This is a genomic window from Paenibacillus sp. CFBP 13594 (assembly GCF_014842675.1).
Taxonomy (GTDB): Bacteria; Bacillota; Bacilli; order Paenibacillales; family Paenibacillaceae; genus Paenibacillus; species Paenibacillus amylolyticus_B.
This window is the reverse complement of the sequence record NZ_JACYVQ010000001.1, coordinates 102,038-118,477: the sequence shown is the minus strand read 5'-3', so window position 1 is coordinate 118,477 and position 16,440 is coordinate 102,038. Positions and strand designations below refer to the sequence as shown.

11 protein-coding genes and 1 other annotated feature are annotated in these 16,440 nt (G+C 47.7%); of the genes, 1 reads left to right on the top strand and 10 read right to left on the bottom strand.

Going from position 1 to position 16,440, the window contains the following annotated elements; translation table 11 throughout:
* Window positions 1-264 precede the first annotated feature (264 nt).
* Window positions 265-495 (top strand) — a binding site (T-box leader).
* Window positions 496-695: 200 nt separating this feature from the next.
* Window positions 696-2,291: a phosphoglycerate dehydrogenase gene (gene serA / locus IFU39_RS00725; RefSeq protein ID WP_017687669.1), complete on the top strand. Its 1,596-nt coding sequence runs from the start codon at window positions 696-698 to the stop codon at window positions 2,289-2,291.
* Between the two features lie 313 nt (window positions 2,292-2,604).
* On the opposite strand, the gene IFU39_RS00720 is transcribed toward serA, so the two are convergent.
* The 10 genes from IFU39_RS00720 to IFU39_RS00675 form a co-directional block, all read right to left on the bottom strand.
* Window positions 2,605-7,317, bottom strand: a complete 4,713-nt coding sequence (locus IFU39_RS00720) for a BclA C-terminal domain-containing protein (RefSeq protein ID WP_149846721.1) — start codon at window positions 7,315-7,317, stop codon at window positions 2,605-2,607.
* Window positions 7,318-7,511: 194 nt separating this feature from the next.
* Window positions 7,512-8,909: an ATP-binding protein gene (locus IFU39_RS00715; RefSeq protein ID WP_223199729.1), complete on the bottom strand. Its 1,398-nt coding sequence runs from the start codon at window positions 8,907-8,909 to the stop codon at window positions 7,512-7,514.
* Window positions 8,910-8,964: 55 nt separating this feature from the next.
* Entirely contained in the window at window positions 8,965-9,681 is a 717-nt protein-coding gene (locus IFU39_RS00710) for a response regulator transcription factor (RefSeq protein ID WP_017687664.1), read from the bottom strand.
* Window positions 9,682-9,820: 139 nt separating this feature from the next.
* Window positions 9,821-11,083: a cytochrome c biogenesis protein CcsA gene (gene ccsA / locus IFU39_RS00705; RefSeq protein WP_091018068.1), complete on the bottom strand. Its 1,263-nt coding sequence runs from the start codon at window positions 11,081-11,083 to the stop codon at window positions 9,821-9,823.
* Window positions 11,080-12,753, bottom strand: coding sequence for a cytochrome c biogenesis protein ResB (gene resB / locus IFU39_RS00700; RefSeq protein WP_105599432.1), 1,674 nt, complete (start codon window positions 12,751-12,753; stop codon window positions 11,080-11,082). The genes ccsA and resB overlap by 4 nt, the downstream gene beginning before the upstream one ends.
* 14 nt (window positions 12,754-12,767) lie before the next feature.
* On the bottom strand, window positions 12,768-13,295 hold the full coding sequence (locus tag IFU39_RS00695; protein WP_192131007.1) for a redoxin family protein: 528 nt from the start codon (window positions 13,293-13,295) through the stop codon (window positions 12,768-12,770).
* A gap of 134 nt (window positions 13,296-13,429) precedes the next feature.
* Window positions 13,430-14,179: a pseudouridine synthase gene (locus IFU39_RS00690; protein ID WP_036607741.1), complete on the bottom strand. Its 750-nt coding sequence runs from the start codon at window positions 14,177-14,179 to the stop codon at window positions 13,430-13,432.
* A gap of 196 nt (window positions 14,180-14,375) precedes the next feature.
* The gene (locus IFU39_RS00685) at window positions 14,376-15,194 is read right to left on the bottom strand and encodes a S1 family peptidase (RefSeq protein ID WP_105599434.1); all 819 of its coding nucleotides are present in this window, start codon (window positions 15,192-15,194) and stop codon (window positions 14,376-14,378) included.
* Between the two features lie 63 nt (window positions 15,195-15,257).
* On the bottom strand, window positions 15,258-15,791 hold the full coding sequence (locus IFU39_RS00680) for a spore maturation protein (RefSeq protein ID WP_017687658.1): 534 nt from the start codon (window positions 15,789-15,791) through the stop codon (window positions 15,258-15,260).
* A 6-nt stretch (window positions 15,792-15,797) separates the two neighbouring features.
* Window positions 15,798-16,424, bottom strand: a complete 627-nt coding sequence (locus IFU39_RS00675; RefSeq protein ID WP_036672256.1) for a nucleoside recognition domain-containing protein — start codon at window positions 16,422-16,424, stop codon at window positions 15,798-15,800.
* Between the last annotated feature and the right edge of the window lie 16 nt (window positions 16,425-16,440).

Below are 16,440 nucleotides of genomic sequence, written 5' to 3'. Positions count from 1 at the left end.
ATGATAGCCAAAAAACCAATTAGGTTCAAGACCTGCCCCAAGTCCTGGTTAGATGTCATTGCCATTACTTCATTAAAGCAGTAAAATTTAGTTCACCAAACAGCTTACTTTCCATCTTCTTGTGGTAGGTATATTAACTATTGTATTACTTATGGTGACTCTGTTTATGTGTGAATCTAAAGACATCTGCAAAACATTTTAAAACATTTAAGCCTATTGACATGCTCATGTCAGCCATGATACATTATGAAAAAATTAGTCACGTTAAACACGATGATGGAAAAAAGACGTTGCTTCGTCTTACAGAGAGCCGATGGTAGGTGTGAATCGGTGGCAGGCAAATGGTCTTGAGCGCTCCTGAGTTATTGCATTGAAATTGGAGTAGGTGCAATCGGTTTAGACCCGTTATCCTCTTCGGTCTTCATTGACCGCTAAGACTGTCGTTGCGAAACGGCGGTGAATTAGGGTGGTACCACGACAACTCTCGTCCCTTATTGCGCAAGCAGTATGTGGATTGAGAGTTTTTTGATTTATTTTAAAGGATATCTGTGGGATCACTCTATTTGCTTCACCTTCCCCCTCTGTTGCGACACCGCGTTGTTGGGCGGAAGAATCAACCTGGTTTTAAGGAATACCTCTTCGCTGAGGTCAGTTCCTTGACGATATAGATACACATACCTAAGGAGGAAGAAACCATGTACAAAGTGTTAGTGTCGGACCCAATCAGTGATCTGGGGATCCAGCAACTGGTGGATGCAAATGATGTTGTTGTTGAGAAGAAAACCGGTCTTAGTGAAGATGAACTTGTTGCCATTATTGGTGAATATGATGCCCTCTTGGTTCGCAGCCAGACTCGTGTTACAGATCGTATTATGACGGCTGGTACCAACCTCAAGGTGATCGGACGTGCAGGTGTTGGTGTAGATAACATTGATCTGGAAGCTGCTACACAGCGCGGTATCATCGTTATTAATGCACCTGATGGCAATACCATCACAACCTGTGAGCACACGTTTGCCATGATGATGGCATTGGCACGACACATTCCTCAGGCATACGCCAAGACAATTCAGGGTACGTGGGATCGCAAAACCTTCCTGGGTGTCGAATTAAGAAACAAAACGCTCGGTGTACTGGGCATGGGACGGATCGGTAGTGAAGTTGCCAAGCGCGCCAAAGCATTTGGAATGGACATTCTTGCTTACGACCCGTTCCTCACGGAGGAGCGTGCCGAGAAGCTGCAAGTGAAGCTGGCTAGTGTAGATGATATCATTCGCAATGCGGACTTCATGACCGTTCACACGCCATTAACACCGGAAACACGGCATATGATTTCACGTCCACAATTCGAAGTGATGAAAAAAGGCATGCGTATCATTAACTGTGCTCGTGGTGGTGTAGTTGACGAGATGGCACTTGTCGAAGCCATTGATCAGGGTATTGTTGCTGGTGCAGCATTTGACGTATTCGAAAGCGAGCCGCCAGCCGCTGATCACCCGTTCCTGAATCACCCAAGCATTATCGTTACGCCTCACCTTGGTGCGTCCACAGTAGAAGCACAAGAGAACGTGGCTATCGATGTATCGGAACAAGTTCTTCATATTCTGCGCAACGAACCGTTCAAGAACGCAGTTAACATGCCTGCTGTTGCACCAACCGTGATGAACAAATTGCAGCCGTATTTCAAACTGGGTGAAACGTTGGGTAGTTTTGCAGCACAGATTACACAAAATGCAGTGCAGGAGATTCGTATCGACTATGCTGGTGAACTTTCTGAAGTAGATACTTCTCCTCTCACACGTTACATTGTGAAAGGGATTCTCGCCAGACATTTGGGTGGGGAAGCCAACATCGTTAACTCCATGCATCTGGCCAAAATCCGTGATCTGAATGTGGTTGTAAGCCAAACCTCAACAACTAAAGGATTTACTAACCTGATTACCGTAACATTGGTTACAACTCAGGATGCTGAGGAACGCCGTGTAGCGGGTACACTCCTTGCAGGTTATGGAGAGCGTATCGTTCGTCTGGATAAATTCCCGGTAGATATCGCTCCAGAAAGTCATCAAATCTTGATCTCACATAACGATAAACCAGGTATTATCGGTCGTGTAGGCACACTGCTTGGACAAAACGATGTCAACATCGCATCCATGCAGGTTGGACGTAAAATTATTGGTGGTGCAGCGATCATGATTCTGACCGTAGATAAAGCTGTTCCAAAAGATGTGCTTGTGCAGCTTGCTGCGCTGCCTGAGATTAATACTGCTGTTGAAATCGTGCTGGAATAATCATACGTATTGTAAATGTATAAGAAAAGACAGGACCCTCTTGGTTCCGTCTTTTTTTGTCGCGAAGTAAATTACGTATTCATTTCAATTTTAAAGTAATTCTAATGATGGTGAGTGATACTTCTGGCCGTGCGGAACTTACTCTTTCGGTCGCCCCAAGCACCTAATATTGGATTGACCCACTATCTGGAAAGAAAGAGAAACCCAAGATCTAAAAATGATCTGGGTTTCTCGACAATCTGATGCACTAATCCCATAAGAGTTCCATTTCATTTGCCCATTAGGGAAATAGTCTTAATACGTTATCGAACTATTAACTTAACTGAATAATGTTTAGTGTAGATCCCGGAGGAGAAAGAATAGCTGTGCCAACAAGCCCGAATAATTGTAACTGTATTGTTGAACCAGCGGTAACGGTAACCATAAAGTCAGACTGCAGCTGACTGAGAGAAAGCACTGGAGATACTACACTCGCTGGAATAGCTGTACCGTTAAGTAAAACCCGAGATTGGATAGCAAGTGCAGCTGTCAGATTTATTTTGTATGAGATATAGTAACGACCTGCATTGGCAAGCGTGAAGGTGTCATTTGTCCCATTGACGGTTATACCTGTGCCAATATTTTGGTTATTCGGTAATGGAACGAGTGTACCACCCAATATTACAACAATCGTACCATTAGTGTTCTCAGCAAAAGCCGAGTTAGATGTTACAGATGTTCCCGTTGCTCCTGTAACTCCAGTTGTCCCTGTTGCCCCCGTACTTCCCGTTACGCCAACTCCGGTGGCCCCGGTAATACCTGTCGCTCCTGTTTCCCCAGTCGCACCAGTTGCCCCCGTGCTTCCCGTTACGCCGACTCCTGTGGCTCCGGTTATACCTGTCGCTCCTGTTCCCCCAGTCGCACTAGTTGCTCCGGTACTTCCTGTTACGCCGACTCCCGTGGCCCCGGTTATGCCTGTCGCTCCTGTTTCACCAGTCACACCAGTAACTCCGGTACTTCCCGTTACGCCAACTCCTGTGGCTCCGGTTATACCTGTTGCTCCTGTTTCACCAGTGGCACCAGTTGCTCCGGTACTTCCTGTTACGCCGACTCCCGTGGCTCCGGTTATACCTGTCGCTCCTGTTCCCCCAGTCACACCCGTTGCCCCCGTGCTTCCCGTTACGCCGACTCCCGTGGCTCCGGTTATACCTGTCGCTCCTGTTTCCCCAGTCGCACCAGTTGCCCCCGTGCTTCCCGTTACGCCGACTCCTGTGGCTCCGGTTATACCTGTCGCTCCTGTTTCCCCAGTCGCACCAGTTGCCCCCGTGCTTCCCGTTACGCCGACTCCTGTGGCTCCGGTTATACCTGTCGCTCCTGTTTCCCCAGTCGCACCAGTAACTCCGGTACTTCCTGTTACGCCGACTCCTGTGGCTCCGGTTATACCTGTCGCTCCTGTTTCCCCAGTCGCACCAGTAACTCCGGTACTTCCTGTTACGCCGACTCCTGTGGCTCCAGTTATACCTGTCGCTCCTGTTTCCCCAGTCGCACCAGTAAATCCGGTACTTCCTGTTACGCCGACTCCCGTGGCTCCGGTTATACCTGTCGCTCCCGTTTCACCAGTCACACCAGTAACTCCGGTACTTCCTGTTACGCCGACTCCTGTGGCTCCAGTTATGCCTGTCGCTCCCGTTTCACCAGTGACACCAGTAAATCCGGTACTTCCTGTTACTCCGACTCCCGTTGCTCCAGTTATGCCTGTCGCTCCCGTTTCACCAGTGACACCAGTAAATCCGGTACTTCCTGTTACTCCGACTCCCGTTGCTCCAGTTATGCCTGTCGCTCCCGTTCCACCAGTGACACCAGTAAATCCGGTACTTCCTGTTACGCCGACTCCCGTGGCTCCGGTTATACCTGTTGCTCCTGTTTCACCAGTGGCACCCGTTGACCCGGTACTTCCCGTTATGCCGACTCCTGTGACCCCAGTTATACCTGTTACTCCTGTTTCACCAGTGACACCAGTAACTCCGGTACTTCCCGTTACGCCGACTCCCGTTGCTCCGGTTATACCTGTCGCTCCCGTTTCACCAGTCACACCCGTTACCCCGGTACTTCCTGTTACTCCGACTCCCGTTGCCCCCGTTATACCTGTTGCTCCTGTTTCACCAGTGGCTCCGGTTAACCCTGCAAGACCCGTCGCTCCCGTTTCACCCGTTGCACCTGTTAATCCGGTACTGCCGGTTACGCCAACTCCCGTTGCTCCGGTTATCCCTGTCGCTCCTGTTTCGCCAGTGACACCAGTTACTCCTGTTACACTTACTCCTGTGGCTCCTGTAATTCCCGTCGCCCCAGTCACCCCCGCAACACCAGTCGCTCCTGTTACGCCGGATACTCCTGTTTCACCAGTACTTCCTGTCACTCCAACGCCAGTTGCCCCCGTCACACCCGTTGCTCCCGCTCCAGCGATCAACGTGTAATCCGGCGATGTGCCCGGCGTTCCGGTTGGTGATGCTACATTAGCAATATACGTACTGCCGTTGAACGTTACAACCTGACCCGCTGGATACGTTGGGGCTACGACTGGATCGAATGGTACAATGCCACTTAAACCTACACCTGTTGCTCCTGTTACGCCGGATGCTCCGGTACTTCCTGTCACTCCAACGCCAGTTGCACCCGTCACACCTGTCGCTCCTGCGCCCGCAAGCAACGTGTACTCCGGCGATGTGCCCGGCGTTCCGGTTGGCGATGCCACATTCGCAATATACGTACTGCCGTTGAACGTTACAACCTGGCCCGCTGGATACGTTGGGGCTACGGCTGGATCGAATGGTACAATGCCATTTAAACCTACGCCTGTCGCTCCTGTTACGCCCGATGCTCCCGTGACTCCGGTACTTCCCGTTACTCCAAAGCCGGTTGCTCCTGTAACACCTGTTGCTCCCACGCCCGCAAGCAATGTGTAATCCGGTGAAGTCCCCGGTGTTCCGGTTGGCGATGCTACATTCGCAATATAGGTACTGCCGTTGAACGTTACAACCTGACCCGCTGGATACGTCGGGGCTACGGCTGAATTGAATGGCAAGATACCACTTAAACCTATACCTGTCGCTCCTGTTACGCCGGATGCTCCGGTACTTCCTGTTACTCCAACACCAGTTGCACCCGTCACACCTGTTGCTCCAGCGCCAGCAAGCAACGTGTAATCTGGTGAGGTACCCGGTGTTCCCGTTGGTGATGCCACATTCGCAATATACGTACTGTCGTTAAACGTTACAACCTGACCCGCTGGATACGTTGGGGCTACGGCTGGATCGAATGGTACAATGCCACTCAAACCTACACCTGTCGCTCCTGTTACGCCGGATGCTCCGGTACTTCCTGTCACTCCAACGCCAGTTGCACCCGTCACACCTGTTGCTCCAGCGCCAGCAAGCAACGTGTAATCTGGCGATGTGCCCGGCGTTCCGGTTGGTGCTGCTACATTCGCAATATACGTACTGTCGTTAAACGTTACAACCTGACCCGCTGGATACGTTGGGGCTGCGGCTGGATCGAATGGCAAGATACCACTTAAACCTACGCCTGTCGCTCCCGTCACTCCTGATGCTCCTGCGACTCCGGTACTTCCTGTTACTCCAACTCCAGTTGCACCTGTTACACCCGTTGCTCCAGCGCCAGCAAGCAATGTGTAATCTGGCGATGTATCCGGCGTTCCGGTTGGCGATGCTATATTCGCAATATACGTACTGCCGTTAAACGTTACAACCTGACCCGCTGGATACGTTGGGGCTACGGCTGGATCAAATGGCACAAGGCCTGTCAATCCCGCCCCGGTTGCTCCCGTTACACCTGTGGCTCCTGTAGGCCCTGCACCTGCAAGCAATGTATAGTCTGGAGAACTTCCTGGCGTACCCGTTGGCGAAGCGACATTTGTAATATAAGTACTGCCACCAAACGTGACGATTTGTCCAGCTGCATATGTTGGTGCTAATGCGGGATCGAATGGCACGATGCCGCTTAATCCTGCACCTGTGGCTCCAGTTGCACCAGTCGCCCCCGCAGCAGCGATTAATGTGTAATCCGATGAAGATCCTGGTGTTCCTAGAGGACCATCTACACTCGTAATGTAAGTACTACCGTTATACGTAATGACTTGACCTGCTGGATAACCCGGGGCGAGCGCTGGATTAAATGCCACGGCTCCTGTCAAACCAGCTCCGGTTGCTCCCGTTGCTCCATTCGTTCCACCCGACAGCAAAAGAGTGTAGTCTGGAGAACTTCCGGGTGTACCCAAGGGACCGTTCACATTGGCAACATAAAGACTACCCTCGTAGCTTACTACTTGACCTTGAGCATAAGTTGGTCCCAGTGCAGGATCATATGCAGTAATATTGTTCAAACCCACACCAGGTGCTCCTGCCGGACCCTGTGCTCCCTGTGGACCAACTGGGCCGACCGGTCCTACTGGTCCAATTCCTCCCGGTGTGCCAGTAGCCCCTTTCACCCCAGGGACTCCCGGGACACCTGGTACCCCCGGGACTCCTGGCACTCCCTGGGGGCCGGCTGGTCCGGTAATCCCTCCAGTTCCAAGAGTTGTCGTCGCACGGCTTAGCGATATGGAGATCGATCGAATTAATCCTACAAGTTTATCTTTTTCTGCAGGTGGTGCTTCCAGAAGCAGCGTCACACTTAACAAGTCATCCAGTAAGTTTTGAAAGTTACCTGCGAGATTAATAAGAGGAACAGGGACAACCTCTGAACCTGCAATCGTTAATTCCAATACGGCTTGTAATTCTGCCTTTACTCCGGCACGAAATCCGGATTGATTTACAAAAGTAAGTAACTGGCGTAATCCATTCTGTAATGACAGTATATTGGCTGAAATCGGCTGACTAATTGCAGCAGGAATAGCCACAGCCAAAGAACGCAGTATGGATTCAAACTGCTCCAGTTCGCTTGTGGTTATTGGAATAAACGGAGAGCCTGCTCTAAAAGATCTGCCTTCCAGGAAAGCTTTAATATTGACCCTTTTTCGATCATCGGACATGCTTAGCTCAATCCTCCTCTATCTTGCTTGCTTTTCAAGCTTATGTAACATAGGAAGGAAAATTATCTTGGACACTCTTTTTAGTCAAAAAAAGACTAATCTTGTTCCACGTTGAACAAGATTAAACGGTAGTCTTCAACAAAAAAACACCCTCCATAAGAGGGTGTTTCCGCACTTTTTGTATGAAATTCAGGCTATTTCGATGAATCCAAGGGAAATTGCAAAATAAACTCTGTTCCTTCGCCAAGCACACTATTGACGGTAATCATACCTTGATGCGCATCAACAATATTTTTCACAATCGCTAAACCAAGCCCTGTACCCACACTTTCTCCCCGAACACGAGCCTTGTCTGCTTTGTAGAATCGTTCGAAAATAAATGGCAAGTCAGATGAAGGGATACCTACACCCTGATCCTTCACAGAAACTCTGACAAATGGAGCACGAAGATAAGTGACCCGCTCTGCTGAGATCATTACATTTTTGCCAGTAGGTGTATGTCTGAACGCATTATCCAGCAAATTCGTAAATACTTGCTCAAGTCGATCCTCATCTGCTTGTTGAAGTTCAATGGTTGGCTGTTCGAACTCAAAGTGCAGTTGAATTCCCTGTTCTTTTGAACGCACCGAGAACTTCCGATATACACGTTCAAGTAATTCTCCAAGGTCAACTTCCTTCATCACCATGTCCGTGTGTCCAGCTTCCATCCGGGCAAGATCAAGCAAGTCTTTAACCAATCTGCCCATCCGGAGGGACTCATCATGAATGACCTGGATCAGTTCTTCGCTCTCTTCCGGTGAGGTTGCCATGCCGTCCAAAAGGGCTTCACTGTAGCCTTGCATCATGGATAGCGGTGTTCGTATCTCATGAGATACGTTAGCCACGAAATCACGCCGCATTTTCTCCAGACGCACTTCTTCGGTTACATCTCTCAAGACAGCCACAGCCCCTCTGATAACACTGTCAGCATACAACGGTGCCATCTGAACAGACCAGACACCTTGCTGTACGTGAACATTGGAGTTCTGGTCTCCACCTTGCTCCATCACCATTCTGAACAAAGGGAGAAGGGGCTCAGGTACATCACGCAAAGTCTTGTCAGACTGCTCGGATTCTTGTCCTTCGTCCATTCTCTCCCAATCGAGATCATACCATGCCTGCATGATCTTCTCTCCAGGCGGATTCGTCAGAATAACTTTGCCTTCACCATCAAATGTAACTACCGCATCGGTCATGCTGCGAAGCACACTTGCCAAATGTTCCTTCTCATGGTTAAGGTTTCGAATATTATCTTCCAGTTGGGCAGCCATATGATTAAATGTGTTGGCAAGTTCACCAATCTCATCACTCGTTACCAGGGAGAGACGTGTTCCGTAATTCCCTTTGCGAATCGCATTGGCTGCCTGAATCAATTGCTGCATGGGCTGCGTTATTTTGGTGAATAGAAACAATGCAAAAAACGTGGTTAAACTGAATCCGATTATACAGATATAGGTGAACAACCGCTTAATATCTCTGGATTCGGATTCTGCAAAGTTCGTATCAATGTAGGGCAGCAAAAAAAGACCCAGCGCAATAAGTACACAACCCACAAGGCAGATAATAGTGATCCATAACTTCCCGACCAGTGATCTCCAGAAACTAAAACTACTTCGGTACTTCCAGTTTATAACCCACACCCCACACCGTCGTAATCATGGCCGCCGATTCAGGCGATACCTTGTTAAGTTTCTCGCGAAGACGCTTCACATGCGTATCCACGGTACGAAGATCGCCAAAGAATTCGTAATTCCATACATCCTTGAGCAATTCTTCTCTGGAGAAAACTTTGTCGGGAGATGTTGCCAGGTAGTGCAGTAATTCATATTCTTTTGGTGTAAGACTAATCTCTTCGCCACCAGCGGTTACCCGGTGGGCATCATGCTCAATAACCAGATGCGGGAACACGATGTTGTTACTCGAATTGCTCTCCTTGGAGAGATAAGCTGTCGCGGAAGATCGACGCAAAATCGCTTTGACACGATAAATCACTTCACGCGGGCTGAATGGTTTTACAACATAGTCATCAGCGCCAACTTCGAAGCCTTGAACCCGGTTAATCTCTTCACCTTTTGCAGTGAGCATCAAAACCGGCGTTGATTTCACCTGACGAAGACGGGTACACACTTCAACTCCATCCATACCTGGTAACATCACATCAAGCAAAATCAGCCCGTAGTCCCCTGCTGTTGCTTTACGCAGCGCAGTTTCCCCATCCTCGGCTTCATCGATTTCATAACCTTCTTTTTCAAGATACATTTTTAAAAGCCTGCGGATTCTCTCTTCGTCATCCACGACCAGTATTCGATTCTCATGTTCAGCCATGCCTCTCCAGCCCCTTTGCAATAACTCCTCATCACTTCTATTATGTTCGATCTGGCGAACAATATTTGAATACCCTTCAATAAAAAGGTACATTTGTGTTTCCCGCTTCTAAACTCAACCTTTGCAATACGAGTCTGTCCTAGTCCGCACCAGCGTAAGAATGTAATCCAGCAATGATCAGATTCACCCCAACTAGCGTAAACATGACGACTAGGAAGCCAAGAACTGCAAGCCATGCAGACTTCTGACCTTGCCAACCTCTGGATAAACGCAAATGCAGATACACACTATAATATAGCCATGTGATCAATGCCCACACCTCTTTGGGGTCCCAGCCCCAAAAACGACTCCAGGCAATCTGAGCCCAGATCATGGCAAAGATTAATGCTCCCAGCGTAAATATCGGAAAACCGATGGCAATCGCACGATAACTTATCTCATCCAGATCATCGGCATCAATTCCATCCATCATTGGCTGTAACGCTTGTCCAAGTGGTCTGCGTACAAGAAGTCGTACAATTCCATATAGGATCAAACCTACAATAAGTGACCAAACCACCGTATTCAGCTTGCGCCCGGCATTTACGCCGTTCATCCAGGAAGGCGTCTCAAGTAAAGGTTTTTTCATGCCAAGAAACGGTGTCATGCTCTCCACTTCGCTATTATATGGTGCAAAAATCGGAGGCATGCGATAATTCACTTTCTCTATTGTACTATTTTCCTGTACCTCTGTGTCAATGCTGACCGTTTTCTGTACAAAAACTGCCTCGTAACCAGCTGCACGAAAGGCAAATACCGTCCCGATAAATCCGATAACGACGACGATCGTAACCAGGGTGAATTCAACCCATCCTCTTTGCCGTCTTGAAGACTTGTCTTTACCACTGAAATCAACCGTACGGAGCAAATACATGAACCCTGCGGCAAAACCCACGGCGAAGAATGCTTCACCAAGTGCAGCCAACGTCACGTGAATTTTCAGCCAGATGGACTGAAGTGCCGGGATTAACGGCTGTACCTCCTGAGGAAATACAGCAGCGTAAGCCATTATAATGATGGTAAGTGGTAAGGCAAACAAACCCAGTAGTGACTTCCGATATATGGCGTATACAACGATAAATGCAACCATGATCATCATGGACAGAAAAGACATAAACTCGTACATGTTACTAACCGGGATATGCCCTGCCCCAGCCCATCGTGTTGCAAAAAATACAAGATGTGCTGCCAAAGCGACAGTCGAGGCAATGAAAGCTCGTTTACCCCAGCGATTCATATGGTCCAGAGGATCACGATTGCTCCATTTTTTGCCCATTACCGCAACACCATATAAAAAGAATGCGGCACAATAGAGAAAGAAAGCTACGATAAATGCGTCGCTGCTGAAATCCAATAAATTCATGCTTGGTTCCCCCCGTTATCCAACGACTTCTCTTCCACTTCCAAATTCATTTGTTTCAAAACAGCCGCGACTTCACGCCTGAAGCCAAACCAGTTTTTGTTGGTATGTCCACCCAAGGTAAGCTGTTGATCATCAAAACGAATCCAGATGCGGCGATGATGCCAATAAAAACCCATGACCAGACCCAACATGACAATGCCGGCTCCTACCCACACAAAAGGCATTGCTTTATCCACGCGTATATTGAGATAACTTACGGATTGAATAATATCAACCTTGTCCATGCTGTCTACTTCCAACTGTAAAGGAATCTCTGCTCCGATCAGCTGTTGGTTAATTGCATCCTGCTGAAACCGTTGCTTATCAATCTGCTTCGCAAAATAAAGATATTGTATCCCCTCTTCCGGCAGATTCGGTCCCTTAATGAGAAAGAGAAAAGCAGGTGCATTAGGTGAAGGCGATTTTGATTTGGGCTGACCATTCTCATCCAATCCAAAGTCCATGAACTTTTCCTTTACGGTCAGTTCATAAGGACCCGCTTCAAATGTTTTTTGGGTATCGACCATATCAATCTTAATCGCCCCATATACTTCACCAGTCTTTGTATTGACCAGATCCGGCGTTACGGACCGAATGGTAGGTGTGAGATCATAATCAAACTGATATGCTTTCAGACCGTTATAATTTAATGGATGATTCACACGAACATCATGTCTGGCCACCTCAGCCAATTGAGGTTTTTTCGAAAGATCCGAACAATCTGCTGTACATTCATATAAAACAACTTTTGTTTCGAACAGTTTTGGAACGGTCTTATTCAGGTTACGGAATTGCTCAGGTACTTCTTCCTCACTGTAAAATTCAACATTAAACTGTTCATTTTTCAGATACATCGACGTATTCGGGATCTTTTTGATCTCACCTTCTGGAAAAGCAACATGCTCATCCAGATTCAGGCCAGGTAGCCCTCGTGCGAGCACCGCCAGCAGAAATATAATGAGTCCAATATGGATGACATATGGGCCCCATCGACTGAATCGCTGTTTCTCGGCGAGCAAAGCATCACCTTGGGTGTGCACTCGGTAGCCTTTCTTTTTAAGCGGCGTAACCGCTTTCTTAATCCAGTCTTCTGGTGCCTCTTCGATATATCCTTGGTACACCAGACGCTGTCTCGTCAAAAATTGCGTATGTTTACGTATTTTCTGTTTATTCAGTGCTTTGTAGAGCGGTAGGACGCGATCCAGACTGCATATCACCAATGATGCACCAATCAGCACCAACAGCAAGATAAACCACCAGGATTCGTATGTATGGGATAAACCCAACAGATAATAGATATGACCCAACTGACCGTATGTTTCTTTGTAATAAACGGAAGGATCAATATTTAAAAATGTACTTTCTTGCGGATAGATCGTACCAAGCATAGAACCTACAAGCGTGAAAACAATCATATAGACGGCAATTTTGACGGATGAAAAAAAGTTCCATATGCGGTCAATGATGTTGGGATTACTGCGCTGTGAACGGCGCGCCATGCCATCATAACGCATTTCCAGCACTTCATTCGATTTAGCTTCAGACTCCAGTATCGGTTTCCCACATGCTTCACATAGTACAGTGCCAACCGGATTCTGGTGTCCGCACTCACATTTGGTATTTTGGAACACGAATAGACCTCCTATCAGGGCTGCTTCGCCAGTTGCGAAATTTGAGCGTCAAGTGTGTCCAAATCAAGTTGCCCGATATGAATGGTAGAGATTTTGCCCGTGTCGGACACAAAGAATGTCGTTGGCATCGGAGAGATCCCAAAATCACGAACCGAGTTTTTCTCACGGTCTAACATGATTGAAAACGTAACCCCAACCTGCCGTACAAAATTATCCACGGTCATCTGGTCTTCTCCAACATTAATTCCGACAAATTGTACTCCCTGGTCCTTCCATTTGTCAGCTTGCGCCTGAAGTGCAGGCATTTCTTTAACACAAGGTTCACACCAAGTGCCCCAGAAATTGATCACCATTGCTTTTCCTTTGTACTCATCAGACGTATGAACTTGACCATCCAGGCCCAGCAGTTCAAAAGAAGGAGACTTATCCCCTTCCTTTGGCTTGCCATTCGAGCCGGATACCGATGTGGTAATCGCATATCCGCCCAACACCAGGATCAATAACAAAATGACGATTTGCACCGTTCTTCTTGATTTGCCCATGTGCTGCTCCCCTTTTAAGTGACTGTAGCATTCGCATCTTATTGGTCTAAGACAACTGTGAACATCCTATGAACAATTATAGCGAATTTCGTCACAAAACTGCGGCGGTTTTATGAAAATTATGTGTCCTCACATTACCTTTTTTTCATTTTTTTGGCTGGTTCTGATTGTGCGAGGGTAATCAGGTTGTTGACTTCCTCTTTGGTCAGATGACGTGTCAGACCACGTTTCAGGTTTTGTAGCAAAATACCACCAAACGAAATCCGTTTCAGACGGGTTACCGGATGGTTGATTGCCTCGAACATACGTCTAACCTGACGGTTACGTCCTTCATAGATCGTAATGGAAATGACCGACTCATTAGCCGCTGTATCCACATCTTTGTACTCTACCTCTGCAGGAGCCGTCATGCCGTCATCCAGCATAATGCCTGTCTTTAATTTCTCCAGAGCTGTACCATGTGGCACACCTTTGACCGTTGCGTGATACGTTTTGGGTACGTGATGCTTCGGATGCGTCAGCAAATGTGCAAACTCACCATCATTGGTAAGGATCAATAAGCCCTCTGTGTCATAATCCAGACGACCTACAGGATATACGCGTTCCTTGACACCTTTCAGGTAGTCGGATACAATTTTCCGACCTTCCGGGTCAGATGCACTTGTGATTACGCCTTTTGGCTTGTTCAACATCAAATACACTTTTTTCTCACTGCGGATCGGTTTTCCATTAACCGTAATCATATCCTCTTCGGGGTTCGCTTTTGTACCCAGTTCGGTTACGACCTCCCCGTTAACTTCTACTTTGCCGGACAGGATTAGTTCCTCGCTTTTGCGGCGGGATGCAATGCCTGCCTGTGCGATAATTTTTTGTAATCTTTCCATGTTTGTCATGTCACCTCACACTAATGATACCCATCAAACAGGGAAATCACAAGGATAATCCAAGGATTTTGTTAACTGGCGACACGAATATGTATTTTAGGCTACCTCCCCCTTTGAGATTGACGCAAAAAAAGCCTGCCTTTACACGACCTGTTGAACACAGATGGCGTAAAGATAAGCCTTTTCCTCAAATCATTTAATTGGAAACTTTTCCGGCAACTGCAACTTGTTTTTTGGGAGGTTTAGTACTCTCTTTAATGAAAGTCTCCAATGTCTTGGAAGTAATATAATAGGTACGTCCACCGTACACAAATGTCATCATCCCAATGACCCGGTTGTTCTGATCCAGAACAGGGCCACCTGAATTACCTTGGGCCATGGATTTCACAATACTGCCGATTCCCTTTTTACCTGGAACATCCGAAGCTTGAGAACTAAACACTCTGCTTTTGGCTATCGTATTGAAGGTTGAAGGAAAATCTTCATCCAGGATGACCAGATCACCAGCAGGATTTTTGGGGAATCCAATCGTATAGACAACCTGGTTATCCCTCGCGTTTGCAAATGTGACCGGTTGGGCGTCTATTTCCTTGTCCAGCTTCAGCAGCGCCATGTCTGTCACCGGATCTGTCTTCATAATCTTTGCCTTTACAGGCTTTCCTAAAGAACCTGGGCTCGCAACAGTCAGTGTGCCTTCATCACCATCAGACAGTTCAGCAAAACTCTGAACGACATGGTAATTCGTGAGCACTTCATCCTTCGAGATCAGTATCGAGGTACCAACATCATAATATACCATATCGGGTTCATCCTGCTTGACCAAACGTACATTCACGACTGGAAAAGAATCTGCCGTAACTGCCATTTGTGCACGCAGCTGTTTATCGAAGTAACCTGTAAAATGTATCGTCTGAACGGCTTGAGCTGCCGCCAGCCCCGTTGACCCTGCGAGCATTGCAATAGCAAGCACGCCTGTCATTCCGACACGGAGCATTCGTTTCCAACTCTTCTGCATGTCTCACTCTCCTCCGCTATTATTCTAGCATATCTAATATATCGGAAGGAAAGGAGATATCTTTTAACCAAAAACGAGCAAACAAATGGCGAGGGCAGCAATAAAACCAACGACATCGGAAAACAACCCTACTTTGAGTGCATATCGACCGTTCCGTATCCCTACAGCCCCAAAATAGACAGTCAGCACATATAACGTGGTGTCTGTACTCCCCTGAATCGTAGACGCCATACGTCCGATCATAGAGTCGGGACCATGGGTTTTGATCAGATCGGTTGTAAACGCCAGAGAGCCTGTCCCCGTTAAAGGACGCAATATTCCGAGTGGCAACACTTCGCCTGGAACACCCATCCAGGACACCAGCGGAGCGAACAGACTAATCACAAAATCCAGTGCACCCGAGGCACGAAATACACTGATTGCGACCATCATGCCCACGAGATGCGGAATAATACTGATTGCAGTGGAGAAACCATCCTTGGCCCCATCAACAAAGGATTCGTAAACCGGGACCTTTTTGGTAAACGCATATAATGGAACAAACGCGATAATAACCGGGATGGCCCAGACGGAGATCCAGTTGATGAAGGTTAACAAAGGTGCTCATCCTTTCATGCCGGGATTGCCACTTTTCTGTATGCGCGGCGGTTTGTGTAAAGCCCTGTTCCGATACCAGCGATCGGCGATTATAGCAGCAAGTGTAGCGATAATGGTAGCCATCAATGTTGTTCCCACAATCTCTGTAGCATTGGCAGAATGATAGTTTAAGCGGATGGCGATCAGCGTTGTCGGAATAATGGTAATACTAGCCGTATTCAGAGCCAGTAAGGTGCACATGGCAGGAGAAGCGGTTTGTTTGTCCGGATTAAGCTCCTGCAGCTGTTGCATGGCTTTGATTCCCATCGGAGTAGCCGCATTTCCTAGCCCCAGCAGATTCGCACTCATATTGGAGAGAATATAACCCATCGCCGGATGATTTTTGGGCACATCGGGGAACAGGAAACCCACAACCGGACCGAGCAGCTTGGCAATCCGGGCCAAGAGGCCAGCATCCTCAGCCATTTTCATCATACCCATCCAGAACACAAGAACACTAATCAGTCCAAAACAGACCGTGACTCCCGTTGCCGCCCCATCAAAAGCAGCTTGCGTGACTACTTCGATATTGCCGTTGACGGCTGCAAAAGCAAATCCGATTAAAATCATGAGCAGCCATATTAGATTAATCATGGATGATATCCTCCCT

Coding starts and splice junctions, on each gene's coding strand:
- ccsA (WP_091018068.1), bottom strand. CDS start 11,083: ATGAATTTATTGGATTTCAGCAGCGACGCATTTATCGTAGCTTTCTTT.
- IFU39_RS00675 (WP_036672256.1), bottom strand. CDS start 16,424: ATGATTAATCTAATATGGCTGCTCATGATTTTAATCGGATTTGCTTTT.
- IFU39_RS00710 (WP_017687664.1), bottom strand. CDS start 9,681: ATGGCTGAACATGAGAATCGAATACTGGTCGTGGATGACGAAGAGAGA.
- IFU39_RS00720 (WP_149846721.1), bottom strand. CDS start 7,317: ATGTCCGATGATCGAAAAAGGGTCAATATTAAAGCTTTCCTGGAAGGC.
- serA (WP_017687669.1), top strand. CDS start 696: ATGTACAAAGTGTTAGTGTCGGACCCAATCAGTGATCTGGGGATCCAG.
- IFU39_RS00690 (WP_036607741.1), bottom strand. CDS start 14,179: ATGGAAAGATTACAAAAAATTATCGCACAGGCAGGCATTGCATCCCGC.
- IFU39_RS00695 (WP_192131007.1), bottom strand. CDS start 13,295: ATGGGCAAATCAAGAAGAACGGTGCAAATCGTCATTTTGTTATTGATC.
- IFU39_RS00685 (WP_105599434.1), bottom strand. CDS start 15,194: ATGCAGAAGAGTTGGAAACGAATGCTCCGTGTCGGAATGACAGGCGTG.